Here is a 24,778-nt window from a genome sequence, read left to right on the forward strand (position 1 = left end):
AGGATTTGTGAACACCACAAAACCTGTGGGAGCGAGCTTGCTCGCGAAGAGGCCTGAACAGACACCGAAGATTCACCGATCTGCCATCTTCAACGACTGACTCCACCCGCCTCCCAGCGCCTTGTACAACGTCACCTGATTGATCTCCCGAGCCAGTTCCAGCTGCGCCCACTTCTGCTGCGCATCAAACAACGAACGCTGGGCGTCCATAGTGGAGAAGTAGCTGTCCATGCCTGCCTCGAAACGCAGGCGTGACTGCCGATAGGCTTCCTGGTAATCCCCCACCAGTTTTTTCTGGAACTCCACTTGCGTGAGCATCTCCTGCCGGGCATTCAAGGCATCGGCGGCTTCACGAAACGCGTTCTGCACCGTGGCCTCATACGCCGCAGCCTGACCGTCGAAGCGCGCATGGCTGGCATCCACCTGTGCTCGTCGGCCACCGCCGTCGATCAAGGGCAACGAACCCGCCAGGGCTAACGACCAGAACTCGGCCGGCCCGCTGAGCAAACGGGAAAAGTCCCCAGTCAGACTGCCCAGTGTCGACGTCAGGGAAAAGGTCGGGAAGTACGCCGTGCGTGCCGCGCCGATATCCGCATTGGCTGCGCGTAACTGCGCCTCGGCCGACATGATGTCCGGCCGGCGCTCAACCAGCGCCGAGGGCAAGCCGGCCGGCACATCCAGTGTCGCCATCTGCTCACCCAGCGCCCCGGTGGGCAACAGCCCCACCGGTATCGGTTGTCCCACCAGCACCCGCAGCGCATTGGTGTTCTGCGCCACTTGCATGCGGTAAGTGTTGACCTGCACCGCCGCCGTATTGGTTTGCGCGTCGGCCTGGTGCACGTCGATCCGGGCACTGGAACCGAGGTTGTAGCTCTTGCGCAACAGTTGGCCGTAGCGGTCCTGGGATTGGTAGGTGCTCTGCGCAAGATCCAGCAAATGCTGATTGGCCTTGAGGCTCAACCAGGTGCTGGCGACTTCGCCGATCAGCGCCAGCCGTGCCGTTTGATAGTCCGCCTCGGACGCCTCGAAGCGTGCCCCCGCCGCATTGCGTTGACTGCGCAGGCGGCCGAAAAAGTCCAACTCGTAGGACGTAAAGCCCGCCGTGGCCTGAAACGTATTGGCGATACTGCCGGCCGTGGCGCCACCACCAGGCGTGCGCACCAGGGGCGGCAGCTTGCTGCGCCCGGCGTAAGTGTCGATGCCAATGGTAGGAAAAAGCCCCGACTCGGCACTGTCATAACCGGCCCGCGCTTCTTCGACACTGGCCGCGAACTGACGCAGGCTGCGGTTGTTGACCAGGGCCATTTCAATCAACTGACGCAGTCGGTCATCGACCACAAAACCGCGCCAGTCTTTGTCGAACGCCTGCTTGCCCTTGCAACACTCACCGGCGGTGTTCACCGGCCATTGCTGGTCGATGGGTGCATCGGGCTTCTCGTAGGTCGGTTCCAGCGAACAACCACCGAGCAGCAGCAAAGACATGAAGCAAGACGTGGATAAGCAACTGTTCATGGCGCGCACCTACAAGCGTTGGCCGAGCAAAGCTCGCAAGGGAGAAAGAAGCAGTGTCCACAGGCTTGAGTGACTGACATTGAGGGACGGCAGAGACGGTTGACGCGAACGGACCCGGACCGGCCGCCAGCGTGCAGGCGAGACGTAAGACGGCGCCTTGACCGGTTTCGGCGCACGCGGCGCCAGTCGCTTCTCACCCAACAGGGAACGCTGCAGTAACGTGCCAAAGGCCTGCGCCGGTTCCGCCTTGCTGACGACGTTGATCGACGCATCACTGAACAACCGTGCGATCAACCGCCGCCGCAGCGTTTCGTCCAGGTCGGCAAACCTCAAGCCCAATCGGTCGTCGCCGTGATTGCGCATGACTTCCACGTCCAGCCAGCCAAGCTTGTCGACCCACACCTGACCACACAGCCCCGGCTTGATCGAGGACGCAAAGGCGCAGGTCAAGGACGTGCCACTGAGGGAGATGTCCACCAGGCGACCGGGCAGGACTTTGCCGCCGAAGCGAAACCCCGTGGCCTTATCGAATGGAAAACGTTCCTCGCCATGCAACCGTGGCCGGTCGACACAAGCCACCAGCGTGGCCAGGTTGTAGATCAGCGCGACCACCGTCCAGCAAAGATTGAACATCATGTTGCCGTCAAACGAAGCAGCGGTACTGATGGCGATGTAGGCACCGATCTGCGAAAACAGCGTCAAGGCAAAAAAGAACCCGAACAACTTCCAGTGCACCATCGTGCGTGAGCGATCAATCCCCTTGGCGGTGACTTTGAACGGCCGCCCGAACGGTCGGATCATGGCGCTGGCAATGGTCGCGGTGACGGCCAGCGAGGCAACGATCTGCGTGACCTCGGTGAAAATCGGCAAGGTGCGCCGGTCGGTGACCCAGGTGCCATAGCCCCAGAAGGCAATCAGCGCCGGCATGCCGAAGGCCAGGAAGTCCACCGGGCTGGCGTAGAACCCGGCGATGCCGAAGTACCAGTAGAGCACCGGCGAAACCAGCATCATCAAAATGAACGGCTTGGAAAACCAGTGCATCAGGCCATGCACATAATGCAACCGGTCGTTGAGCGTGTAGCCGCTGCCGCGCAGCGGGCCTTCCTTGAGCAGTGCCACCTGGATCGTGCCCAGGCACCAGCGCCCGCGCTGGTTGATGTACTCGGTCAGGCCTTCGGCGGACAAACCGATCGACAGACGCTCATTCAACCAACGGGTGACGTAGCCTTTTTGCAACAAGCGGTAGGTCGTGTAGATGTCTTCGCACACCGAACCGGTAGGAAAACCGCCGACTTCGGTAATCAAATCGCGCCGCACCACGAAGGACGTGCCGACACAAAACGCCGCATCCCAGCCATCCTTCGCCGGCTGAAACACATCGAAGAACACCCGCTGCTCATCCACCCAGCAGGCCGACGTGCCGAGGTTGTGCTGGATCGGATCGGGGTTGTAGTAAAACTGCGGCGTTTGCACCAGGCCGACCTTGGGGTCGTCGAACAACCCCAGCGTGCGCATCAGGATCGGTTGCTGCGGCGCGAAGTCGGCATCGAGCACCAGAATGTAAGGCGCATTGCTGGCGGCCGCCGACTGGCGCAAGCCGTTGTTCAGGTTGCCGGCCTTGGCGTGGGAATTGTCAGGGCGCCGCGCGTATTGCACGCCCACCTCGGCACAGTAATCGCGTAACCAGTCACGCCGGGTGTCGTCGAGCACCCAGATGGTGAAATTCGGGTAGTCGATCGCCTGGGCAGCGATGATGGTTTTTTCGAGAATATCGAGGCCTTCGTTGTAGGTGGCGATGAAGATATCCACCGCAGGCACCGCACTGCCTTGCGCACGCAGACGTCGCTCACCGGCATCGGCCTCTTTGCGGTGATCCGTGCGACAGAGCATCACGACGATGGAGAACAGCGTGTAACCAATCGCCAGCATCTCGAAAAACAGGAAGGCATAGGCCCAGACCGTGGCGAATCCGGAGTGGCCGTCGGGCAACGTGTCGCGAATTCTCCAGGCCGCGTAGTTGACCAGCAATAATGCGGTGACAGCGCCGAAACCGGCCCGCGCGGCCCATTGATCACGGTGGGTCAGGCAGGTGAACAACACCACCGCCGCCAGCGTCCAGAAATTGATTTGCAGCAGTTGCAGCGAATCCAGTGCCTGCATGTCAGTCAGCCTCTTGAGAGCCGGTAAAAGGATTGACGCCGGTGGCCGCAATCGCCGCCCACGCTGTGGCGCCCAAGTGAGGCAGGTGGTAGTAGAAAAAGTCATTGGTGACCGAGTCCGGACCGATGGCCAGTCCGGTACTGATGCGCGGTGCCGGCGTTGCGAACAGCCATCCATTGCCAGCCTCTTGCGCCAGCAGCACGCTCCACAGCGGCTGCGCCTTGTCGCTCAAGCCACTCAAGCGCGCCACGGCAGCGGCTTGCGCGGTGCCTTCGGTCCACAGGCCATCGGGGTCGCGATTGAATCCATACCCCTCGCCAGCACGGTGAGCGTGATCGATGAAGGCGAAGACCCGACGCCAGTCCCTGGGTGGATCATGCAGGGCTATCAAAGGCCAAATCTGCGCATCGAGCCCTGATCGCACGCGGTCCGACGTCCGCCCATCGGCACCGGTGCCGATCAGGAAGCGCCCTTCCCCGGCGTCCCACTGGCTCGAGACAAACTGCCGGGCAATCTGCGCCTGCGCTGCCGAATCACTATCGGGTGCCACCGCGTCGAGTGCCGACCACGCCGCGGCGAGGTCAACGTTGTGCTCGGTGGATTTCCAGTTCTGCTGGATCTGTTTGGAAAAGTACCCGTAGTAGCCACCACTGAAACCGGCGGGCGATTGCCCGTCATAGGTGTTTTTCTGCGACCAGTACAGGACTTTTCGTGCAGCCTCCAGGTAAGACGCTTCGCCGCTCTGCCGGTAGGCCTCCAACAGCGCCAGGGCTGCCCACGCCTGATTGCCGGTGGCGCTGCTGACTTGGTACGCGTCCTGATTCCAGGCATTGCGCTCGACGCTCCAGTAACCCGGCAATTTCATCGACGGGGAACCCACGGCACCGGCGGCGTAGGCATTGCGCAGGCGTCCGTCCTGATATTCCGGATCGTGCCGTGTCGCGAAGACCAGTGCATCGGCGATCCGCCGCGCCGACTCCGCCTTGCCGCACGCAAACAAGGCAATGCTGGCCAGCGCGTTATCGTAAGTGAACGCCACGCCGCGCAACGCCAGGATCGGCGCAGGATGCCCATCCAGCGGCGGGTAACTGGCCACCAGCACCGGCCCCGTCGGCAGGGCTGTGACGGCTTGATCCAGCGCCGCACAGGTCATTGCCGCCAGTTGCGGCCTCGGCTGAGCCGCCATGGCAGACACCCCGCTGACGAGCAGCATCAAGCTCAATCCCCCGCGCAGAACAATGTTCATGGCCGCGACACCTCGGCACTGGCCCACAACCCTGGGTTGCAGGTCATGGCTCGCTGGGCGTCGGTCAGGTCTGAGGCAAACGTGCCGACGACGTACACCGAATTCTGCTCGGCATAGGGGAACGGCACGCTGTAGGTGTTGGCGCGAATGTCCGACGTGCTGGACAGCAACTGCACCACGCTGGCCTTGAGGGGTTCATTCAACCCACGGATTTTCACCGTGAGCACGCTGTCGCGGTCGATCTTGCTGGCCATGCGCTCGGGGAACACCGCAATCACGTAGCTTTGTCCGCAATCGGTGGCGCGCAACAAGGTCGAGCCGGCCTGCACCAGCGTGCCCTGAGGCGCCAGCAACTCCTGGACGGTACCGGGCGAGTAGGCAACGACGTCGTAGCCGGCCATCAACTTGACCCGGTTCTGCTCGGTTTCGATCAGCTGATTGAGGTTGTCGAGTTCCTGTTGATACGCCCGGCGGTTGCGGGCCTGGTTCTCCAGACTGAGTTTGAGCGTGGTCATCTGCGCGCTGAGATCGAACATGCGCAGTTGATCGGGATCGAGGTAAACCTGCTTGCTTGCCGCACTGACGTCGCCGTCGGTGATCCGCAATTGCGAACGCACCGATTCCGCCGCCCCTTGCAACGAAGCCAACTGGGCTTTCGACGACGCAACCACCGCGCCACTCACAGCCCCCTGGACGAACAACTCGAGATTGCGCTCGACGGTTTCCTGGGCGTCTATCAACCGTGCGCTGGCCGCACTGTTTTCGGCTTTGAGCGCTTTTTGAGTGAACAACTGGCGGGTGTGAAACGCGGCCTGATACTGCTCGCTGGTTTTCTCCAGTTCCTCGTAGTACCGCTGATCGTGCTCGGCCTGACTGGTTGACGAGGACAGCTGCTGCTCCAGGGTCAGGCGCCGGGTTTGCAGGGTCAGCAGGGTTTCCTGGTTGGCTCGCGGATTTTCCACTACCGCAATTTTCTGACCCTGACTGAAAGTCATGCCGGGCTTGACCTCCAACGAACTCACCACGCCATCAATCGGAGTGGTCAACAGAATCACCGGCGCATTCAAAATCGCCCGTGTCGCCGAGGCGGACACCAACGGCATCAGCAAGGTCGACAACAGTAACCAGACGATAAATCCAAGGACACCCAACCCCACCAGGCGTGGCAACAGTGACAATAGCTTTGAGCGTTCTTCTGCCATGTCTGACTCTCCCGATAGACCAACCGCATATCAGCCAGGCAATAACAAACCGTGACTGCGAAACACTTTTGGCAGGGTGAGCAAAACGAAATTGATCGATCGAACAGCAACTAAGCCGACGACGTTTTATTGGATTTTATGGTGATGTGAGCAGGAATGAGATTCCTGTCTTTTTGGAGAGTTGTTGTACAGCAATAACGAAAAGACTCGACAGGCCCGTGGCAGAGCGGGCGCTTACACTGGCGACACTAGATTCAGTCCCGAGGGGTGTCAAGCATTTGAATCGGACAATTAAATGACGTCAAATATGTACCATTTACAAAATTGGATCCACTGAAACTATTACTGAATAAAATATGCGACAACTACTTATTTTTACTACAGGTTTTTATTTTTAATTTAAAAATGAACTTTGTATCGTATTTTAGATAATTCTCAATTCGTTATCGGAAAGATTAAAAAGATATAAGTAGTGGTACTTGTTGGCGCTGGCTTGCCAGCGAATAGTCCAACATCAATATCGACTGACGGACCGCTTTCGCTGGCAAGCCAGCTCCTACAGGTTTTTGTGTTTACCGCGTGATTTGGACACGACAATCGCCCAAACAAAAACGCCCCGACTATGTCGGGGCGTTTTCATGTACCGCTAAGGCTTAGCGCGGGAACGCTGGCGGGTTTACACCGGCCATGTCTTCCATCACGCGAACCACCTGGCAGCTGTAGCCGAACTCGTTGTCGTACCAAACGTACAGTACAACGCGGTTGTCCTGGGTGATGGTCGCTTCAGCGTCCACAACGCCTGCGTGGCGCGAGCCAACGAAGTCGGTGGAAACCACTTCCTGCGAGCTGACGTAGTCGATTTGCTTGTGCAGATCGGAGTGCATGGCCATCTGGCGCAGGTACTCGTTGATCTCGTCGCGGGTGGTGGCTTTCTCAAGGTTCAGGTTGAGAATGGCCATCGACACGTTTGGCGTCGGAACGCGGATCGCGTTACCGGTCAGCTTGCCGGCCAGCTCAGGCAAGGCCTTGGCAGCGGCAGTGGCAGCACCGGTCTCGGTGATGACCATGTTCAGCGCGGCGCTACGGCCACGGCGATCGCCCTTGTGGAAGTTGTCGATCAGGTTCTGGTCGTTGGTGTACGAGTGAACCGTTTCAACGTGGCCGTTGACGATGCCGAACTTGTCATTCACGGCCTTCAGCACCGGCACGATGGCGTTGGTGGTGCAGGAAGCGGCCGAAATGATCTTGTCGTCAGCGGTGATCTCGGCATGGTTGATGCCGTGAACGATGTTCTTCAGCTTGCCTTTGCCAGGCGCGGTCAGGACAACGCGGTCGATACCCGGGCAGGCCAGGTGCTGGCCCAGGCCATCGGCGTCACGCCATACGCCAGTGTTATCCACCAGCAGCGCGTCTTTGATGCCGTACTGGGTGTAATCCACTTCAGTCGGGTTTTTCGCGTAGATAACCTGGATCAGGTTGCCGTTCGCGGTGATGGTGTTGTTGGCTTCATCAATGGTGATGGTGCCATCGAACGGACCATGAACCGAATCGCGACGCAGCAGGCTCGCACGCTTGACCAGATCGTTCTCGGCGCCCTTGCGGACAACGATGGCGCGCAGACGCAGGCCGTCGCCACCACCGGTTTTCTCGATCAGGATGCGCGCCAGCAGACGGCCGATACGACCGAAGCCGTACAGGACCACGTCGGTGCCTTTGCGAGCGGAAGCGTTCTGCTGGCCAACCACGTCAGCCAGTTCTTCACGGACGAACTGCTCGACAGTGCGACCATTGCCCTGGGTCTTGAATTTGACCGCGAGCTTGCCCAGGTCTACCGAAGCGGCGCCGAGCTTGAGCTCGCTCATCGCCTTGAGCAGCGGGAATGTTTCGTGGACGGACAGCTCGCTGTCGTCGGACTGACGATGACGAGCAAAGCGGTGAGCTTTGAGAATCGCAATGACTGAACGATTGATCAGGCTGCGGCCATAGATCGAGCTCACCACGTTGTTATTGCGGTAGAGCTGACCGATAAGCGGAATCATCGCTTCTGCGAGTGCTTCACGGTCGATCCATTCACCAAGACACTGGTCGGGCTTCTGAGTCACGGGAACCTTCCACATGTAGGGGCAGAAAAAAGGGGCTACATTATGCCGCCGAGTGACTCGCGTAGCAATGCGCGCCTGTCGTGCGATCCGTAACAATTCTCCGTTCAAAAAAATCACACATCGCGCAAACCCAATAAAACCGGGGCTTGCAGCCCACTCACTTTTTCAGTGGGCTACGTCGCGTTGTGCGTAACCCTCCGTAACACTCATTCGTTTTACCACTACATATTCAATAATTCTTGATAAAAAACAGGCGTTTTTTGTCTTTACCACTACATTTCGCCAAACCGGCGTAATAGACACAGTCTGCAACTGACAGGCGGCACCCGAGGCCGCTACAATTACCGACTTTGTCGCAACGCTTGGAGCTCAACCTTCCGTGCCCGTTCTGCGTCTACCGCATCTCCCTGCCGAGGCAGGTAAACAGCATTGGGGCAACCTGCCCGGTGCCGCCCTGAGCCTGGCCATCGCCGAGGCCGCCAGCGCGGCCAAGCGCTTTACCCTGCTACTGACCGCCGACAGCCAAAGCGCCGAACGGCTGGAACAGGAGCTGAGTTTCTTCGCCCCGGATTTGCCTGTGCTGCATTTCCCCGACTGGGAAACCTTGCCCTACGATCTGTTCTCGCCGCACCAGGACATCATTTCCCAGCGCATCGCCAGCCTGTATCGACTGCCCGAACTGGCGCACGGTGTGCTGGTGGTGCCGATCACCACCGCCCTGCACCGCCTGGCACCGACCAGATTTCTGCTCGGCAGCAGCCTGGTGCTGGAGGTCGGACAGAAGCTCGACGTCGAGCAAATGCGCACTCGCCTTGAAGCCACCGGCTACCGCTACGTCGATACCGTGTACGAGCATGGCGAATTCACGGTGCGCGGCTCGCTGATCGACCTGTTCCCGATGGGCAGCAAGCTGCCTTACCGGATCGACTTGTTCGACGACGAAATCGAAACCCTGCGCACCTTCGATCCGGAGAACCAGCGTTCCATCGACAAGGTCGATTCGGTCAAGTTGTTACCGGCCAAGGAATTCCCGCTGCAGAAAGAAGCCGTGACCCGTTTCAAGGCACGTTTCCGCGAGCGCTTCGACGTCGACTTCCGCCGCTGCCCGATCTTTCAGGACTTGAGCAGCGGGATTACCCCGGCCGGCATCGAGTACTACCTGCCGTTGTTCTTCGAAGAAACCTCAACGCTGTTCGACTACCTGCCCCAGGACACTCAAGTGTTCTCATTGCCAGGCATCGAACAGGCGGCGGAAAACTTCTGGAACGACGTGCGCAATCGCTATGAAGAGCGGCGCGTCGACCCATCCCGTCCTTTATTACCGCCCGCCGAGCTGTTCCTGCCGGTGGAAGACTGCTTTGCGCGCCTGAAGAACTGGCCACGGGTGGTCGCCAGTCAACAGGACGTGGAAACGGGCGTCGGTCGCGAACGCTTCCCTGCCCGGGAACTGCCGAACCTGGCTATCGAAGCCAAAGCCACCCAACCGCTGGCGGCGCTGGCGGGTTTTCTCGACCAGTTTCCCGGACGCGTGCTGTTTACCGCCGAATCCGCAGGCCGCCGCGAAGTGCTGCTGGAACTGCTGGAACGTTTGAAACTGCGACCGAAAACCGTCGACAGCTGGCCGGACTTTGTCGCCGGCAAGGAACGCCTGGCGATCACGATCGCGCCGCTCGATGAAGGCTTGCTGCTGGACGATCCAGCCCTGGCCCTGGTTGCCGAAAGCCCGCTGTTCGGTCAGCGCGTCATGCAGCGCCGTCGTCGCGAAAAACGCGCCGACGCCAACAACGATGCCGTGATCAAGAACCTCACCGAACTGCGCGAAGGCGCGCCGGTGGTGCATATCGATCACGGGGTCGGTCGCTACCTCGGCCTCGCCACCCTGGAAATCGACAGCCAGACCGCCGAATTCCTCGCCCTGGAATACGCCGAGGGCGCCAAGCTCTACGTACCGGTAGCCAACCTGCATCTGATCGCCCGCTACACCGGCAGCGACGATGCCTTGGCCCCGCTGCACCGCCTCGGCTCCGAGACCTGGCAGAAAGCCAAGCGCAAAGCCGCTGAACAAGTTCGCGACGTAGCGGCCGAATTGCTCGACATCTATGCGCGTCGCGCCGCCCGCGAAGGCTATGCCTTCGCCGACCCGAAAGCCGATTACGCCACTTTCAGCGCCGGTTTCCCGTTCGAAGAAACGCCCGATCAGCAAACCACCATCGAAGCGGTGCGCGAAGACATGCTCGCGCCAAAACCGATGGACCGCCTGGTGTGTGGCGACGTCGGTTTCGGCAAGACCGAAGTGGCCATGCGCGCCGCGTTCATCGCCGTGCACGGCGGCAAGCAAGTGGCGATTCTGGTGCCGACCACCCTGCTCGCCCAACAGCACTACAACAGCTTCCGCGACCGTTTCGCCGATTGGCCGGTGACCGTGGAAGTGATGAGCCGCTTCAAGTCGACCAAGGAAGTGAATGCGGCGGTGGCGGATCTGGCCGAAGGCAAGATCGACATCGTCATCGGCACGCACAAGTTGTTGCAGGACGACGTCAAAATCAAAAACCTCGGGTTGGTGATCATCGACGAAGAACACCGTTTCGGTGTGCGCCAAAAAGAACAGCTCAAGGCACTGCGCAGCGAAGTCGACATTCTCACCCTGACCGCCACACCGATTCCGCGCACGCTGAACATGGCGGTATCGGGCATGCGCGACCTGTCGATCATTGCCACGCCGCCGGCGCGTCGCCTGTCCGTGCGGACCTTCGTCATGGAACAGAACAAAAGCACGGTCAAGGAAGCCCTGCTCCGCGAGTTGCTGCGTGGCGGCCAGGTCTACTACCTGCACAACGACGTGAAGACCATCGAGAAATGCGCCGCCGATCTCGCCGAACTGGTGCCCGAGGCACGGATCGGCATCGGTCACGGGCAGATGCGCGAACGCGAGCTCGAACAGGTCATGAGCGACTTCTACCACAAGCGCTTCAACGTGCTGATCGCCTCGACCATCATCGAGACCGGCATCGACGTGCCCAGCGCCAACACCATCATCATCGAGCGCGCCGACAAGTTCGGCCTGGCGCAGTTGCACCAGTTGCGCGGCCGGGTCGGACGCAGTCACCACCAGGCGTATGCCTACCTGCTGACACCGCCGCGCCAGCAAATCACCCCGGACGCGGAAAAGCGCCTGGAAGCGATCGCCAACACCCAGGACCTCGGCGCGGGCTTCGTGCTCGCCACCAATGACCTGGAAATCCGCGGCGCCGGCGAATTGCTCGGCGATGGCCAGAGCGGACAGATCCAGGCAGTCGGTTTCACGCTGTACATGGAAATGCTCGAGCGCGCAGTGAAGTCGATCCGCAAGGGCGAACAGCCGAACCTCGACCAACCCCTGGGCGGTGGTCCGGAAGTCAACTTGCGGGTGCCGGCACTGATTCCCGAGGATTATCTGCCAGACGTCCACGCACGACTGATTCTCTACAAACGCATCGCTTCAGCTACCGATGAGGAAGGACTGAAAGATCTGCAAGTGGAAATGATCGACCGTTTCGGCCTGCTGCCGGAGCCGACCAAAAACCTGATGCGCATCACCGCCCTGAAATTGCAGGCCGAGTTGCTGGGCATCAAGAAAGTCGACGGCGGTCCGCAAGGTGGCCGTATCGAGTTCGCGGCGCAAACCCCGGTCGACCCGCTGACCCTGATCAAACTGATCCAGAGCCAGCCCAAACGCTACAAATTCGAAGGGGCCACGGTGTTTAAATTCATGGTCCCGATGGAACGCGCGGAAGAGCGCTTTAATACTGTAGAGGCGCTGCTTGAGCGCCTCATCCCGAAAACTGCTTGAAGGACGCCGCATGCGCCTGTTTCGCTTACTGACCTTGATGATTTCCCTGGTCACTCCCACGGCGTTTGCCGCCGATCTGTATCAAGTCGAAATGATTCTGGTCCGTCAAAACGCTGTGCCGGCCATCGTCAGTCGCGCCGCGCCGGAAGACTGGGCCGCCGGCGCACAGTCCATCAGCCCCGACAGCCTGCGCACGCCGAGCCTCAATGGCGAAGTGACAAAACTCAGCGCCAGCACTGACTACACCGTGTTGCTGCACAAGGCCTGGCAACAAACCCTTGGCGAGCAAGCCACCAAAGTCGCGATCAGCGAGGGCAAGGATCAATTCGGCCAATTCCCGATCGAGGGCACACTGAGCCTGAAACTGGGTCGTTTCACCGACGTCGACGCAGACTTCTGGATCAACCAGATCAACGCCGATGGCGTGGTCACCGCCAGTGAACGCTTGAAAACCCAGAGCCACACCAAAAATGGACAGCTGAATTTTCTCGACGCCGGCCACCTTGGCCTGCTGATCAAGATCACCTCGCTGACCGCCCCCGCACCTCGGCCAGCCCCCGATGAAATTCCGGACTGATTGAGTCCTTATGTCCGCGACCCTGAGCAAACCCCTGGCACCCTCCTGGGTCAGCCGCTTCAAGGAACAGAGCCTCGAACGCGGCCGCCGCTACGCCCTGGAGAACCGCGTCAGGATAGTCGAGGCCGGCGACGCGACCATCATCGCTGCGTGCGAAGGCTCTGGCGGTAACGTTTATCGTCAGACCATTCGCCTGCGTGAGTCAGCCAAAGGCACTCTGCTGATGGTCGATGCCACCTGCTCTTGTCCGGTCCACAACAATTGCAAACACTGCGCGGCGGTCTTGCTTCAGGTGCAGGAAACCCTCGATTACCCCGCTGCCGCCAAAGACGCCGAGCTTCTGGAGAAGCTGCAAGGCGTACTGGAAAACCGCAACCCGAAAGCACCGCCCCAAGTACTGGTGGATAACGTGCAACCCGTGCCGCGCCTGTGGCTGGCGAGCATCGAGTTCAGCGCCTTCGAGCCACGCAATGGCAAGATGCAGCGCTATATCCAGCATCGCGCAGCGCTGTCCTTCAGCTATCTGGACGAGTACGTCTCCGGACAGAAAAACACCGACATCCTGATTCGCCAGGAAACACAGACCCTGCGGATAAAACGCCATCCGGACGTGGAACAGTCCTACCGGGAACAACTGCGGATCCTCGGCTTCAAAGTCGCCACCCGCCAGAGCAAAGCGCTGCCGGAAAGTGCGGGCGAATTGTTCGAGATGGTCAATGACAGCGCCTGGCTGACCTTCACCCTCAATGAACTGCCGAGGCTACGCACTCAGGGCTGGGAGCTGCAGATCAACGAAGACTTCGGATTCGACCTGACTGCCGTGGACGATTGGTACGCCACGGTCGAACAGGCGCCGGAACGCGACTGGTTTGACCTGGAACTGGGCATCATCGTCAATGGCGAGCGGCTGAGTCTGTTGCCGATCCTGTTGAACCTGATGCGCTCCCACACCGAAATCCTCAACCCGGAACGCCTCGCCCGACGGCGCGACGATGAGTTGATTCTGGTGAACATTCCCAACCGGCCGAACTCCGAACACGGCCCCTTGCAAGTCGCCCTGCCCTTCGGGCGCTTGAAACCGGTGCTGGCAACCCTCGGCGAGTTCTACCTGCAAGAGCCTGGTAACACCACATTACGCCTGAGCAAGGCCGACGCCACGCGCCTGAATCCGCTGGAAGACCTGCCATTGTTGTGGGAAGGCGGCGAGCAGATTCGTACCTTTGCCCAGCGCCTGCGGGATATCAAGGACTACACCGCCACGGCGCCGGAAGGCTTGAACGCGACACTGCGGCCGTATCAGCTGGAAGGCTTGAGCTGGATGCAATCGCTGCGGCAACTGGAAGTCGGCGGAATCCTCGCGGACGACATGGGCCTGGGTAAAACCCTGCAAACCCTGGCGCATGTGCTGACCGAAAAAAACGCCGGACGCCTGGACCGGCCATGCATGGTGGTGATGCCGACCAGCCTGATCCCCAACTGGCTCGACGAAGCGGCGCATTTCACACCGCAGCTCAAGGTGCTGGCGCTGTATGGCGCCAGCCGCAAAAAGCATTTCGACAACCTGGCCGATTACGACCTGATCCTGACCACCTACGCCTTGCTGCCCAAGGATGTCGAACGCCTGGCGGCTCAGCCATTACACGTACTGGTGCTGGACGAAGCGCAATACATCAAGAATCCGAACAGCAAGGCCGCCCAGGCAGCGCGCGAACTGAATGCGCGCCAGCGCCTGTGCCTGAGCGGCACACCACTGGAAAACCACCTGGGTGAGTTGTGGTCGCTGTTTCACTTCCTGCTGCCGGGCTGGCTGGGAGACGTCAAAAGCTTCAACAGCGATTACCGCGTGCCGATTGAAAAGCGCGCCAGTGAAGTCAGACTTCAACACCTCAATGGTCGGATCAAACCCTTCCTGCTACGTCGCACCAAGGAACAGGTGGCGACCGAGTTGCCACCGAAAACCGAGATCATCCACTGGGTCGAGCTCAACGAAGCCCAGCGCGACGTTTATGAAACGATGCGCCTGGCCATGGACAAGAAAGTTCGTGACGAGATCACCCGCAAAGGCGTGGCGCGCAGCCAGATCATCATCCTCGAGGCGCTGCTGAAACTGCGGCAGGTGTGCTGCGATTTACGCCTGGTCAACGACGCCACCCTGCCGGCACGTGGCAGTACGTCGGGCAAACTCGACAGCCTGATGGAAATGCTCGAAGAGCTGTTTGAGGAAGGACGGCGGATTCTGCTGTTCTCGCAATTCACTTCGATGCTGTCGCTGATCGAAGATGAACTGAACAAACGCGGTGTGACCTACGCCCTGTTGACCGGACAGACCCGCGATCGACGCACGCCAGTAAAAGAATTTCAGAGCGGCAAGCGTCAGATTTTTCTGATCAGCCTGAAGGCCGGTGGCGTGGGCCTCAACCTGACGGAAGCAGACACGGTGATTCATTACGATCCATGGTGGAACCCCGCGACAGAAAACCAGGCAACCGACCGCGCCTATCGCATCGGCCAGGAGAAACCGGTGTTCGTCTACAAGCTGATTGCGCGCGGCACGGTGGAAGAGAAGATTCAGCATCTGCAGAAGGAAAAATCCGATCTCGCGGCGGGCGTACTGGATGGGCGTCAGGCCGGGGACTGGAAACTGCAGAGCGATGATATCGAGGCGTTGTTCGCGCCCTTACCGGACAAGCTGGAGAAGCGCTGAGAACGGCGGCGCCCGGTAGAGCGCCTTCGCGGGCAAGCCCGCTCCCACAGGTTCAGTGGCGTTCACAAAATTTGTATGCGACGCGAACAATGTGGGAGCGGCTTGCCCGCGATGGAAGCGACTCGGTGCCAAGCCTGACTCAGCCCTTGAGCACCCGCGCCAACGTCGACTTCACCTTGCCCATCCCGTCATGCAACGCCTGCTCGATCTCCGCCATGGTGATCACCGCCGTCGACTTGCCCGCTGCCGGATTCACCACCAGCGCCAGACAGGCGTAATCCAGCTCCAGCTCACGAGCCAGAGCGGCTTCCGGCATACCCGTCATGCCGACGATGTCACACCCGTCACGCTCCAGACGCGCGATCTCGGCCACGGTTTCCAGTCGCGGCCCCTGGGTGCAGGCATACACGCCATGACTGCTGTAACCGACACCTTCTGCAGCCAGCGCCGCGATCAACTGCTGACGCAGCGATTCGCTGTAGGGATAGCTGAAGTCGATGTGCGTAACGTGCTCCAGGTCATCGGCAAAGTAGGTGTGCTCGCGACCGCTGGTGTAATCGATCAACTGATGCGGCACGCAAAAATGCCCGGTGCCCATCGCCGCATGAATGCCACCGACGGCGTTGACCGCGAGAATGGCCTCGGCTCCGGCCTGCTTCAGCGCCCAAAGGTTGGCACGGTAGTTCACCTGATGCGGCGGAAAACGGTGCGGGTGACCATGACGGGCAAGGAACAATACTTCCTTGCCCGCGTACTCACCGATCTGCACCTCGGCAGAAGGCGCGCCATAAGGGGTGTCCACCGCCAATGACTGACGAATGCTCAGGCCTTCGAGTTGAGTCAGGCCAGTACCACCGATAATCGCGTAAACCGTCATAACGAACCGTCCTTAATCAATCAATTGAGCGTCTTTGAGCGCGCCGACGGCGATCAGCCAACGCGGATCCTGACGGTATTCGATGTTCGCGAACGACTGACCGCGCATCCGCGCAATGCGCGCGGACGGCTTGACCTTCAGGCGTTGCGCGGCGCTCAGGGCCAGCTCGGCGGCCGCGCGATCGTTGCACACCAGGCCCATGTCGCACCCGGCGCTCAATGCCGCTTCGATACGGCTGGCGGCATCCCCCACAACATGGGCGCCCGCCATGGAAAGATCATCACTGAAGATCACACCGTCGAATTGCAGCTCACCGCGCAGAATGTCCTGCAACCAGCGCCGGGAGAAACCGGCAGGCTGGGAATCGACTTGCGGATAGATGACGTGTGCCGGCATGACCGCTGCCAGTTGCTTGCTCAGCCTGGCGAACGGCACCAGGTCGTTGGCGCGGATTTCGTCGAGACTGCGCTCGTCGTTTGGAATCGCTACATGGGAATCAGCCTCGGCCCAACCGTGACCGGGAAAATGCTTGCCGGTGGCCGCCATGCCCGCACTGTTCATGCCGCGGATGAATGCCCCAGCCAGCAGCGCCGCACGTTGTGGGTCGCCTTCGAACGAACGGGTGCCGACCACGGCGCTGCGCTGGTAGTCGAGGTCAAGCACCGGCGCGAAACTCAGGTCCAGGCCAACGGCCAACACCTCGGTCGCCATGATCCAGCCACACTGCTCGGCCAGGTATTCAGCATTCGGATTATCGGCAATGGCACGCATCGCCGGCAGGCGCACGAAGCCCTGGCGCAGACGTTGAACGCGCCCGCCTTCCTGATCCACCGCCAACAACAGATCAGGGCGGATGGCACGGATGGCGGCACTCAACTCGCGGACCTGACGCGGATGCTCGATGTTGCGAGCGAAAATAATCAGGCCACCCACCTCGGGTTGGCGCAGCAATTGGCGATCTTCAGCCGTCAGCCAGGTACCGGCGACGTCCACCATCAACGAGCCTTGCAGGCCAGCAGTCATAGAGATTCCTTGATAACGAAAAACCCGGCTCGCACACATTCACCGCCGCCATGGGCACTGCCCGGCAGGTCGACGATATCAATAGGGAGCGGATTCAGAACGAGAGTCGGCATGGGCGGCTAGCTTAGCGGATGTCAGCTGCCGCGCCCACCCGTGCAGGGTTAAACCTTGGCGGCAACCGGTGTCGACTTGCTACGCGGACGCAACTGCGCGCTGGCCATGGCCGTATCGGTGACACCGGACTCGGCACGCATACCGGCCGCCAGGAACGGCACCATCAGTCGCATGACCTGCTCGATGGAGGTGTTGACCCCGAAGTCGGTTTCGGCGATGGCGCGCAAGGCCTTGATGCCGGACATGCTGAACGCAGCGGCCCCCAGCATGAAGTGCACGCGCCAGAACAGTTCGATCGGCGGGATACGCGGCGCGGCTTCGTTGACCAGCATCATGTAGCGGCGAAACACCTTGCCGTACATGTCTTCCAGATAACGACGCAAATGCCCCTGGCTCTGACTGAAGGCCAGCCCCAGCAAACGCATGAAGATAGAGAGATCGTTGCCACTGCGTGGCTGTACGACGAGAGCCTGCTCGACGAGGATTTCAAGCAACTCCTCAAGTGTCGCCTTGTTCTCTGGCTTGGCCTGGCGCCGCTCCAGCTCCTTATCGAGACTGATGCAGAACGGCCCCAGAAAACGGGAAAAGACCGCCTGGATCAGCGCTTTTTTTGACCCGAAGTGATAATTCACCGCAGCCAGATTGACACCGGCCTTGCTGGTAATCAGACGCAACGAGGTTTCGGCGAAACCTTTTTCCGCGAACAACTGCTCGGCAGCATCAAGAATGCGTTCTACGGTTTCCGACTGGGCCATGACTACTCCGCCTGACAAACACTTGTTTGAAACATACGTTTCAGTCTACGTGTTGTCAAGTCTGGCGGTTCGTTTCGGGAATGGTCAGTCATACATTTAACCATACAACCAGACAGCTTCAATCAGCTGGCTGATCGACCGTCTGGCGCCATGCCAGAAAAGGGGCATTGCCAAGACCGTTTCACTGTATATAATCCCAGTCACTGTATAAAAAGACAGAGCGATCATTATGCTAAAGCTGACGCCACGCCAAGCAGAGATTCTGGCCTTCATCAAACGCTGCCTAGAAGACAACGGCTACCCGCCAACCCGTGCGGAAATCGCTCAGGAACTGGGTTTCAAATCGCCAAACGCGGCAGAAGAGCACCTCAAGGCGCTTGCCCGCAAAGGCGCGATCGAAATGACGCCCGGTGCTTCCCGCGGGATTCGCATTCCCGGGTTCGAGGCCAAGGCCGACGACTCCAGCCTGCCGATCATCGGCCGTGTGGCCGCTGGCGCACCGATCCTCGCTCAGCAACACGTCGAGGAATCCTGCAACATCAATCCTTCGTTCTTCCATCCCCGCGCCGACTACCTGTTGCGAGTTCATGGCATGAGCATGAAAGACGTGGGTATTTTCGACGGCGACCTGCTGGCCGTGCACACCACCCGTGAAGCCCGTAACGGCCAGATCGTGGTCGCACGGATCGGCGACGAAGTGACCGTCAAGCGTTTCAAGCGCGATGGCAGCAAAGTCTGGCTGATCGCCGAAAACCCTGAATTCGCCCCAATCGAAGTGAACCTTAAAGATCAGGAACTGGTGATCGAAGGCTTGAGTGTCGGCGTCATTCGCCGCTAAAGGAGGCTTTATGCAGTTCCCACATACATCACAGCAAGCCCAACTGCCGTTGTTCGAAGCGTTCATGGCGCAGCCATTGGCGCCGATTCTGAAGGAAGTGGTCGAGTCGCCATGGAGCACCGAACCCGAGGTCTTCAGTGAGTTGTCTCTGCGTGGTGCAGCCGGGAATTGCCTGAACCTTCTGGCGCCCATCCTCAGGGAGTTGAGCCAGGATCAGGATGCGCGCTGGCTGACGCTGATCGCCCCGCCTGCCAGCCTGACCCAAGCTTGGCTGCGGGACGCCGGTCTTAACCGCGAACGTATTCTGCTGCTGCAACCGCGCGGCACCCAGAGCGCTCAACAACTGGCCTGCGAAGCCCTACGCCTGGGTCGCAGCCATACAGTTGTCAGTTGGCTCAATACGCTGACCGCCAACTCGCGACAACAGTTGATCAGCGCTGCCCGGACCGGGGACGCTCAAAGCCTGAACATTCGACTGGGTTAACTGATAAACATGACGCGCCTTGAATGGCGCGAGGCTTCTCCAGGGACAGAGAAGCCGATCGGTAAGTACATCCTGAAAAACCGACGGGCGGGATCAATGAAGGACCCGCGGTCCCTCTTCCTTGTCGAGTTCGCCTTCCACCAGCCGCCCGGCCATCTGAACGCCGACGCTCAACATCGCCTTGGCGACTTCCACGTGCTGGCCTTGCAGGAACGCTTTTGCGTCCTCGGAGAAATCCAAAGTAACCAGAGAACCCTCGTCCTCAGCCCGGCGAAGCTCGATTCGGCCGTCTGGTAACTCGACAATTTCTAGAAAGGACGTTGGCATAAAGGTCTGTTCTCCACGAAAGGCGGGCATTATATAGGCATCGGTCAGGCTTCGCTCGGGATCTTGACCAGATGCCATCGCAAAAGCGTTTCTGTCAGCACTCATTCAAACCGTCACGAAACCGAATAGCCAACCCTTTCAGGTTCTGACGCCAGCTTTCCAGTTCTTCGCGGTTCAACTCGTCCGGCGCCTCTTCCTCGTCCAGATTCACCGCAAGAATCAGCGGCTGCGTCACATCCCCTTTCGGCTTGTGCGGCGCCCGCGGAGGCTGAAACAATGCCTGATGGGCCGCCAGCAACTTGGCCAACCAGGTTTGCGGGTTGTTCGCCAGCTCGATCATCTCGGCCAGCTCAGGAATAGCAATGGTGTCCAGGACTTCGCGAGTCAGCAACGATTCGGCCCGAGACGCATTGGCCTGAGGCAAACGGTAGAAACCGGCGATCTCGTGACACAAACCCAGCAGCGCACCGTACAGGTGAAACAGCGCCGACTCACGACAGGCCTGAATCAGCGCGAGAGAGTTCATCGCCCGCCCCTCTTCGGCCCTGGCGAGCGCCTCCAGAGACAGTCCGGCGAAATAAATCTTTTGATTGGTACGGGTATAGAGCTCATTGGCCATGACGGCAGTCTCCACAACGAAATAATTGCTTCAGGCAGGTCATGCAGGAGCGAGCTCGCGATGGACGCCAACGATGACGCGGGCCTTCAGAATGCCCGCGCTGCTCTCACGCTCATCGCGAGCGAGTTCGTTCCTACAATGTCTTGCGATTTTATGCCTTCGCAGCCGGTCGCTTGTCCTCGACCTTCCACTTGCCACCGTCGTAGAACGCTTTCCAGCCAGTTGGCTTGCCGTCGACCTCTGTCTGCACATATTGCTCTTTGGTCTTGCGGCTGTAACGGATCACTGCCGGGAGACCGTCCGGATCCTTCTTCGGCGCTTCGCAGAGGAAGTGATACTTCGGATCGATCTCATCCTTGTGCGGCAAGATTTCCATGACCAGTGGCGCACGAGTTTCACGGTTTTTCGGGAACTGGCTGGCCGCCAGGAACAGACCGGACGCACCGTCGCGCAGGATGTAGGTGTCGTTGACCTTTTCGCATTTCAGCTCAGGCATCTTCACCGGATCCATCTTCGGCGGCGCCGCATCACCACTTTTCAGCAGTTTGCGAGTGTTCTTGCACGTCGGGTTGGTGCAACCGAAGAACTTGCCGAAACGGCCGGTCTTGAGCTGCATCTCGCTGCCGCACTTGTCGCACTCCAGGCTCGGACCTTCGTAGCCCTTGATGCGGTAGGTGCCTTCTTCGATTTCGTAGCCCGCGCAATCCGGGTTGTTACCGCAGATGTGCAGCTTGCGCTTCTCGTCGAGCAGATAAGCGTCCATCGCCGTGCTGCAGATTGGGCAACGATGCTTGCCGCGCAACACCAGGGACTCCGACTCACCCTCGTCGTCCGCGGCGATTTCATCGCCGGGAACCAGGTTGACGGTGGCCTTGCAGCGCTCTTTCGGTGGCAGGCTGTAGCCCGAGCAACCGAGGAACACGCCGGTCGATGCAGTACGAATCTGCATCGGGCGACCGCAGGTCGTGCACGGAATATCGGTCATCACCGGCTGGTTGGCCCGCATGCCGTTTTCCGGGCTTTCGGCCAATTCGAGTTTTTTCTTGAAGTCGCCGTAAAACTCGTCGAGCACGTTTTTCCAGTCGCGTTCGCCCTGGGCCACGTCATCGAGGTTCTCTTCCATGCCGGCAGTGAAACCGTAGTCCATCAGGTTGGAGAAGCTTTCGGCCAGACGCTCGGTGACGATGTCACCCATCTTTTCCGAATAGAAACGACGGTTGTGCAGCGCCACGTATCCGCGGTCCTGAATGGTCGAAATGATCGCCGCATAGGTCGAAGGACGACCGATGCCGCGTTTTTCCATTTCCTTTACCAGGCTGGCTTCCGAATAACGCGCCGGCGGTTTGGTAAAGTGCTGGGTCGGATCAAGCTTGATCAGCTTCATCGCGTCGCCCTGGCCCATGTCCGGCAGTACGTCATCATCGCCCGGCTTGGCGATTTGCGGCATGACGCGGGTGTAACCGTCGAACTTGAGGATACGGCCCTTGGCACGCAACTCGAAGTCACCGGCACCGACGGTGACCGTGGTCGACAGGTATTGGGCCGGCAGCATCTGACAAGCCAGGAACTGGCGCCAGATCAGCTCGTAGAGGCGCTCGGCGTCACGTTCCATGCCCGAGAGCTTGCTTGGCTCGGTGTTGGCGTCGGACGGACGAATCGCTTCGTGAGCCTCTTGTGCGCCTTCCTTGCTGCTATAGACGTTCGGCGTTTCCGGCAGGTACTTCTTGCCGAACTCGCCTTCAATATAAGTACGCGCCATCGCCACGGCGTCAGCCGAGAGGTTGGTGGAGTCGGTACGCATATAAGTGATGTAGCCGGCTTCATACAGACGCTGGGCCATCATCATGGTTTTCTTCACACCGAAGCCCAGGCGGTTACTCGCGGCCTGCTGCAGGGTGGAGGTGATGAACGGCGCCGACGGCTTGCTGCTGGTCGGCTTGTCTTCGCGCTTGACGATGCTGTAGCTGGAAGCCTTGAGCTTCTCCAGCGCGGCCATGGCCTGGGCTTCGTTGAGCGGTTTGAAGGCTTCGCCTTTCTCGCGGGCGACATCGAAACGCACGGTTGCACCCTTGGCGGTGCCGAGGTCAGCGTGAACCTCCCAATACTCTTCCGGGATGAACGCGCGGATCTCACGCTCACGCTCGACCACCAGTTTCACGGCTACCGACTGCACACGGCCGGCGGACAGGCCACGGGCAATCTTGGCCCACAGCAGTGGCGACACCATGTAACCCACGACGCGGTCGAGGAAACGACGGGCCTGCTGGGCATTTACGCGATCGATATCCAGTTCGCCCGGCTGGGAGAAGGCTTCCTGAATAGCCTTCTTGGTGATTTCGTTGAACACCACGCGTTTGTAGCGGCTGTCGTCACCACCGATGGCTTCGCGCAGGTGCCAGGCAATGGCTTCCCCCTCGCGATCCAAGTCGGTTGCGAGATAGATGGTGTCAGCATCCTTGGCGAGCCGGCGCAGCTCTTCGATGACCTTTTCCTTGCCTGGAAGGATCTCGTACTTGGCTTTCCAGCCATGATCGGGATCGACTCCCATGCGAGCGACCAGCTGCTTGCGCGCCTTTTCTTTCGGCGACAGTGCCGGCACTTCACCCGCAGCAGCCTTGCCGCGCTTGGCGGCTGGCTCTTTGCTGGCGCTAGCCGAACCGCTGGTGGGCAGGTCTCGGATATGGCCGATACTCGACTTCACCACGTATTGGTTACCCAGATACTTGTTGATGGTCTTGGCCTTAGCCGGGGATTCCACAATGACCAGCGATTTGCCCATGGATCAGAAAATTCCTGAATTCTAGAAGTGAAAGGCGTTGGCGCCTGACGCGGCACCGCTATATATAGTGGCTACAAGGTGAGGTCAAGCGCAGGGTTTTGCGCGCACTCAGCTTATGGCTTGGAAAAAACACTCGGTTCGGCTTGCACCAAAGCAAAGCGTGGCACCTGCTCGCCGTCAACTTCGACCGACTCCAGGAACATGCTCAAGGGACGCACCCAAAAGCCGTAATCGCCATACAGGGCTTGGTAGAAGACCACTTCTTCTTCGGTTTCCGAATGCCGTGCAACACTGAATACACGGTACTGCGGACCTTTGTAATGTTGGTAGAGCCCAGGTTGTATCGGCATGCTTCGGCCCTCACTCAAATCTTTTCAAAATAAAATAAAAATAAATCCGGAAAAACAAAAACCGGGGCACTTGGCCCCGGCTTCCATCAGCGAAACGCTTAAACGCGTTCGAAGACGGTGGAGATGCCTTGGCCGAGACCAATGCACATGGTCGCTACCCCGAAGGTGCCGCCATTTTGCTTCATTACATTGAGCAAAGTGCCGGAGATACGCGCACCGGAGCAACCGAACGGGTGACCCAGGGCGATCGCGCCGCCGTGCAGGTTAACCTTCTCGTTCATCTTGTCGAGCACTTTCAAATCTTTCAGCACCGGCAAGGCCTGTGCGGCGAAAGCTTCGTTGAGCTCGAAGAAGTCGATATCGTTGATGCCAAGGCCCGCGCGCTTCAGTGCTTTCTGTGTGGCCGGTACTGGACCATAGCCCATGATCGCCGGGTCCACACCTGCCACTGCCATCGAGCGAATCACCGCCATAGGCTGGATGCCCAGGTCCTGTGCGCGCTGCGCCGACATCACGATCATGCACGAAGCACCATCAGTGATCTGCGACGAAGTACCCGCCGTCACGGTACCGCCCTTTGGATTGAAGGCCGGCTTGAGGGCCGCCAGACTTTCCAGGGTGGTTTCCGGACGAATGGTTTCGTCGTAGTCGAACAGTTTCAGGAAACCGTTCTCGTCGTAGCCCTGCATCGGGATGATTTCGTCTTTGAACTTGCCTTCCACGGTCGCCTTGTGGGCGAGCTGGTGGGAGCGCATGCCGAAAGCATCCTGCTGCTCGCGAGTGATGCCGTGCATTTTGCCCAGCATTTCAGCGGTCAGGCCCATCATGCCCGAGGCCTTCGCCGCGTACAGGGACATGTGCGGGTTCGGATCGACACCGTGCATCATGCTCACGTGACCCATATGCTCGACGCCGCCAACGACGAACACGTCACCATTACCGGTCATGATCGCTTGCGCGGCAGTGTGCAGCGCGCTCATCGACGAGCCGCACAGACGGCTGACGGTCTGACCAGCCGAGGTGTGCGGGATCTGGGTCATCAGCGACGCCATGCGGGCGATGTTCCAGCCCTGTTCCAGGGTCTGGTTCACACAGCCCCAGATCACGTCTTCGACTTCGTTCGGGTCGACCTTGACGTTGCGTTCCAGCAGTTTGCTGATCAGGTGCGCCGACATGTCTTCGGCGCGGGTGTTGCGGTGCATGCCGCCCTTGGAGCGGCCCATCGGAGTACGACCGAAGTCGACAATCACGACGTCTCTAGGATTCAAGCTCATAAGTTC

18 protein-coding genes are annotated in these 24,778 nt (G+C 59.7%); 5 read left to right on the top strand and 13 right to left on the bottom strand.

Going from position 1 to position 24,778, the window contains the following annotated elements; genetic code table 11:
• Positions 1-72: 72 nt before the first annotated feature.
• From BLV61_RS06780 to BLV61_RS06800, 5 genes are all read right to left on the bottom strand, one after another.
• Positions 73-1,482, bottom strand: a complete 1,410-nt coding sequence (locus BLV61_RS06780) for an efflux transporter outer membrane subunit (RefSeq protein WP_244159835.1) — start codon at positions 1,480-1,482, stop codon at positions 73-75.
• Between the two features lie 39 nt (positions 1,483-1,521).
• On the bottom strand, positions 1,522-3,672 hold the full coding sequence (locus tag BLV61_RS06785; protein WP_090463756.1) for a glycosyltransferase family 2 protein: 2,151 nt from the start codon (positions 3,670-3,672) through the stop codon (positions 1,522-1,524).
• 1 nt (position 3,673) lies between these two features.
• Positions 3,674-4,918 (bottom strand): hypothetical protein, encoded by a 1,245-nt coding sequence (locus BLV61_RS06790; RefSeq protein WP_090463759.1) that lies wholly within the window; start codon positions 4,916-4,918, stop codon positions 3,674-3,676.
• Complete coding sequence (locus BLV61_RS06795; RefSeq protein WP_047531348.1) at positions 4,915-6,120, bottom strand: HlyD family secretion protein; 1,206 nt, start codon at positions 6,118-6,120, stop codon at positions 4,915-4,917. Before BLV61_RS06795 ends, BLV61_RS06790 begins: the two co-directional genes overlap by 4 nt.
• Before the next feature lie 653 nt (positions 6,121-6,773).
• A complete protein-coding gene (locus tag BLV61_RS06800) occupies positions 6,774-8,237 on the bottom strand; it encodes a glyceraldehyde-3-phosphate dehydrogenase (RefSeq protein ID WP_047531350.1) in 1,464 nt (487 codons plus the stop codon).
• Between the two features lie 364 nt (positions 8,238-8,601).
• Between BLV61_RS06800 and mfd the strand changes: the two genes are divergently transcribed.
• From mfd to BLV61_RS06815, 3 genes are read left to right on the top strand one after another with little or no spacing between them, the layout of a single operon-like run.
• Positions 8,602-12,051: a transcription-repair coupling factor gene (mfd, locus tag BLV61_RS06805; protein ID WP_047531352.1), complete on the top strand. Its 3,450-nt coding sequence runs from the start codon at positions 8,602-8,604 to the stop codon at positions 12,049-12,051.
• A 10-nt stretch (positions 12,052-12,061) separates the two neighbouring features.
• Positions 12,062-12,628: a CsiV family protein gene (locus BLV61_RS06810; protein ID WP_047531354.1), complete on the top strand. Its 567-nt coding sequence runs from the start codon at positions 12,062-12,064 to the stop codon at positions 12,626-12,628.
• A 10-nt stretch (positions 12,629-12,638) separates the two neighbouring features.
• The gene (locus tag BLV61_RS06815) at positions 12,639-15,332 is read left to right on the top strand and encodes a DEAD/DEAH box helicase (RefSeq protein WP_090463762.1); all 2,694 of its coding nucleotides are present in this window, start codon (positions 12,639-12,641) and stop codon (positions 15,330-15,332) included.
• A gap of 139 nt (positions 15,333-15,471) precedes the next feature.
• On the opposite strand, the gene BLV61_RS06820 is transcribed toward BLV61_RS06815, so the two are convergent.
• The 3 genes from BLV61_RS06820 to BLV61_RS06830 form a co-directional block, all read right to left on the bottom strand.
• Entirely contained in the window at positions 15,472-16,209 is a 738-nt protein-coding gene (locus BLV61_RS06820) for an S-methyl-5'-thioinosine phosphorylase (protein WP_047531357.1), read from the bottom strand.
• Between the two features lie 12 nt (positions 16,210-16,221).
• The gene (nagZ, locus tag BLV61_RS06825; protein WP_177329354.1) at positions 16,222-17,220 is read right to left on the bottom strand and encodes a beta-N-acetylhexosaminidase; all 999 of its coding nucleotides are present in this window, start codon (positions 17,218-17,220) and stop codon (positions 16,222-16,224) included.
• Positions 17,221-17,393: 173 nt separating this feature from the next.
• Positions 17,394-18,101 carry a TetR/AcrR family transcriptional regulator gene (locus BLV61_RS06830; RefSeq protein ID WP_090463765.1) on the bottom strand — a complete coding sequence of 236 codons (708 nt, stop codon included), beginning with the start codon at positions 18,099-18,101 and terminating at the stop codon, positions 17,394-17,396.
• Between the two features lie 229 nt (positions 18,102-18,330).
• On the opposite strand from BLV61_RS06830, the gene lexA reads away from it, so the two are divergent.
• Complete coding sequence (gene lexA, locus BLV61_RS06835; RefSeq protein WP_047531364.1) at positions 18,331-18,939, top strand: transcriptional repressor LexA; 609 nt, start codon at positions 18,331-18,333, stop codon at positions 18,937-18,939.
• A gap of 10 nt (positions 18,940-18,949) precedes the next feature.
• Positions 18,950-19,423 carry an SOS-induced cell division inhibitor SulA gene (sulA, locus tag BLV61_RS06840; protein WP_090463769.1) on the top strand — a complete coding sequence of 158 codons (474 nt, stop codon included), beginning with the start codon at positions 18,950-18,952 and terminating at the stop codon, positions 19,421-19,423.
• A gap of 93 nt (positions 19,424-19,516) precedes the next feature.
• On the opposite strand, the gene BLV61_RS06845 is transcribed toward sulA, so the two are convergent.
• The 5 genes from BLV61_RS06845 to fadA all read right to left on the bottom strand — a co-directional run bounded on the left by BLV61_RS06845 (position 19,517) and on the right by fadA (position 24,772).
• A complete protein-coding gene (locus BLV61_RS06845; RefSeq protein WP_047538925.1) occupies positions 19,517-19,750 on the bottom strand; it encodes a hypothetical protein in 234 nt (77 codons plus the stop codon).
• A 94-nt stretch (positions 19,751-19,844) separates the two neighbouring features.
• Complete coding sequence (locus BLV61_RS06850) at positions 19,845-20,369, bottom strand: DUF6586 family protein (protein ID WP_090463772.1); 525 nt, start codon at positions 20,367-20,369, stop codon at positions 19,845-19,847.
• A 151-nt stretch (positions 20,370-20,520) separates the two neighbouring features.
• Complete coding sequence (topA, locus tag BLV61_RS06855; RefSeq protein ID WP_047531368.1) at positions 20,521-23,148, bottom strand: type I DNA topoisomerase; 2,628 nt, start codon at positions 23,146-23,148, stop codon at positions 20,521-20,523.
• A 113-nt stretch (positions 23,149-23,261) separates the two neighbouring features.
• Positions 23,262-23,498: a DUF1653 domain-containing protein gene (locus tag BLV61_RS06860; protein WP_034147901.1), complete on the bottom strand. Its 237-nt coding sequence runs from the start codon at positions 23,496-23,498 to the stop codon at positions 23,262-23,264.
• A 98-nt stretch (positions 23,499-23,596) separates the two neighbouring features.
• Positions 23,597-24,772 (bottom strand): acetyl-CoA C-acyltransferase FadA, encoded by a 1,176-nt coding sequence (fadA, locus tag BLV61_RS06865; RefSeq protein ID WP_047531371.1) that lies wholly within the window; start codon positions 24,770-24,772, stop codon positions 23,597-23,599.
• Positions 24,773-24,778 lie beyond the last annotated feature (6 nt).

Origin of the sequence: Pseudomonas mohnii, from assembly GCF_900105115.1 — a bacterium.
In the GTDB taxonomy this organism is placed as follows: domain Bacteria; phylum Pseudomonadota; class Gammaproteobacteria; order Pseudomonadales; family Pseudomonadaceae; genus Aquipseudomonas; species Aquipseudomonas mohnii.

Coding starts and splice junctions, on each gene's coding strand:
- lexA (WP_047531364.1), top strand. CDS start 18,331: ATGCTAAAGCTGACGCCACGCCAAGCAGAGATTCTGGCCTTCATCAAA.
- BLV61_RS06820 (WP_047531357.1), bottom strand. CDS start 16,209: ATGACGGTTTACGCGATTATCGGTGGTACTGGCCTGACTCAACTCGAA.
- BLV61_RS06850 (WP_090463772.1), bottom strand. CDS start 20,369: ATGGCCAATGAGCTCTATACCCGTACCAATCAAAAGATTTATTTCGCC.
- fadA (WP_047531371.1), bottom strand. CDS start 24,772: ATGAGCTTGAATCCTAGAGACGTCGTGATTGTCGACTTCGGTCGTACT.
- BLV61_RS06860 (WP_034147901.1), bottom strand. CDS start 23,498: ATGCCGATACAACCTGGGCTCTACCAACATTACAAAGGTCCGCAGTAC.
- BLV61_RS06800 (WP_047531350.1), bottom strand. CDS start 8,237: ATGTGGAAGGTTCCCGTGACTCAGAAGCCCGACCAGTGTCTTGGTGAA.
- sulA (WP_090463769.1), top strand. CDS start 18,950: ATGCAGTTCCCACATACATCACAGCAAGCCCAACTGCCGTTGTTCGAA.
- topA (WP_047531368.1), bottom strand. CDS start 23,148: ATGGGCAAATCGCTGGTCATTGTGGAATCCCCGGCTAAGGCCAAGACC.
- BLV61_RS06780 (WP_244159835.1), bottom strand. CDS start 1,482: ATGTCTTTGCTGCTGCTCGGTGGTTGTTCGCTGGAACCGACCTACGAG.
- BLV61_RS06830 (WP_090463765.1), bottom strand. CDS start 18,101: ATGGCCCAGTCGGAAACCGTAGAACGCATTCTTGATGCTGCCGAGCAG.
- BLV61_RS06785 (WP_090463756.1), bottom strand. CDS start 3,672: ATGCAGGCACTGGATTCGCTGCAACTGCTGCAAATCAATTTCTGGACG.
- BLV61_RS06845 (WP_047538925.1), bottom strand. CDS start 19,750: ATGCCAACGTCCTTTCTAGAAATTGTCGAGTTACCAGACGGCCGAATC.
- BLV61_RS06795 (WP_047531348.1), bottom strand. CDS start 6,120: ATGGCAGAAGAACGCTCAAAGCTATTGTCACTGTTGCCACGCCTGGTG.
- BLV61_RS06790 (WP_090463759.1), bottom strand. CDS start 4,918: ATGAACATTGTTCTGCGCGGGGGATTGAGCTTGATGCTGCTCGTCAGC.
- BLV61_RS06810 (WP_047531354.1), top strand. CDS start 12,062: ATGCGCCTGTTTCGCTTACTGACCTTGATGATTTCCCTGGTCACTCCC.
- BLV61_RS06815 (WP_090463762.1), top strand. CDS start 12,639: ATGTCCGCGACCCTGAGCAAACCCCTGGCACCCTCCTGGGTCAGCCGC.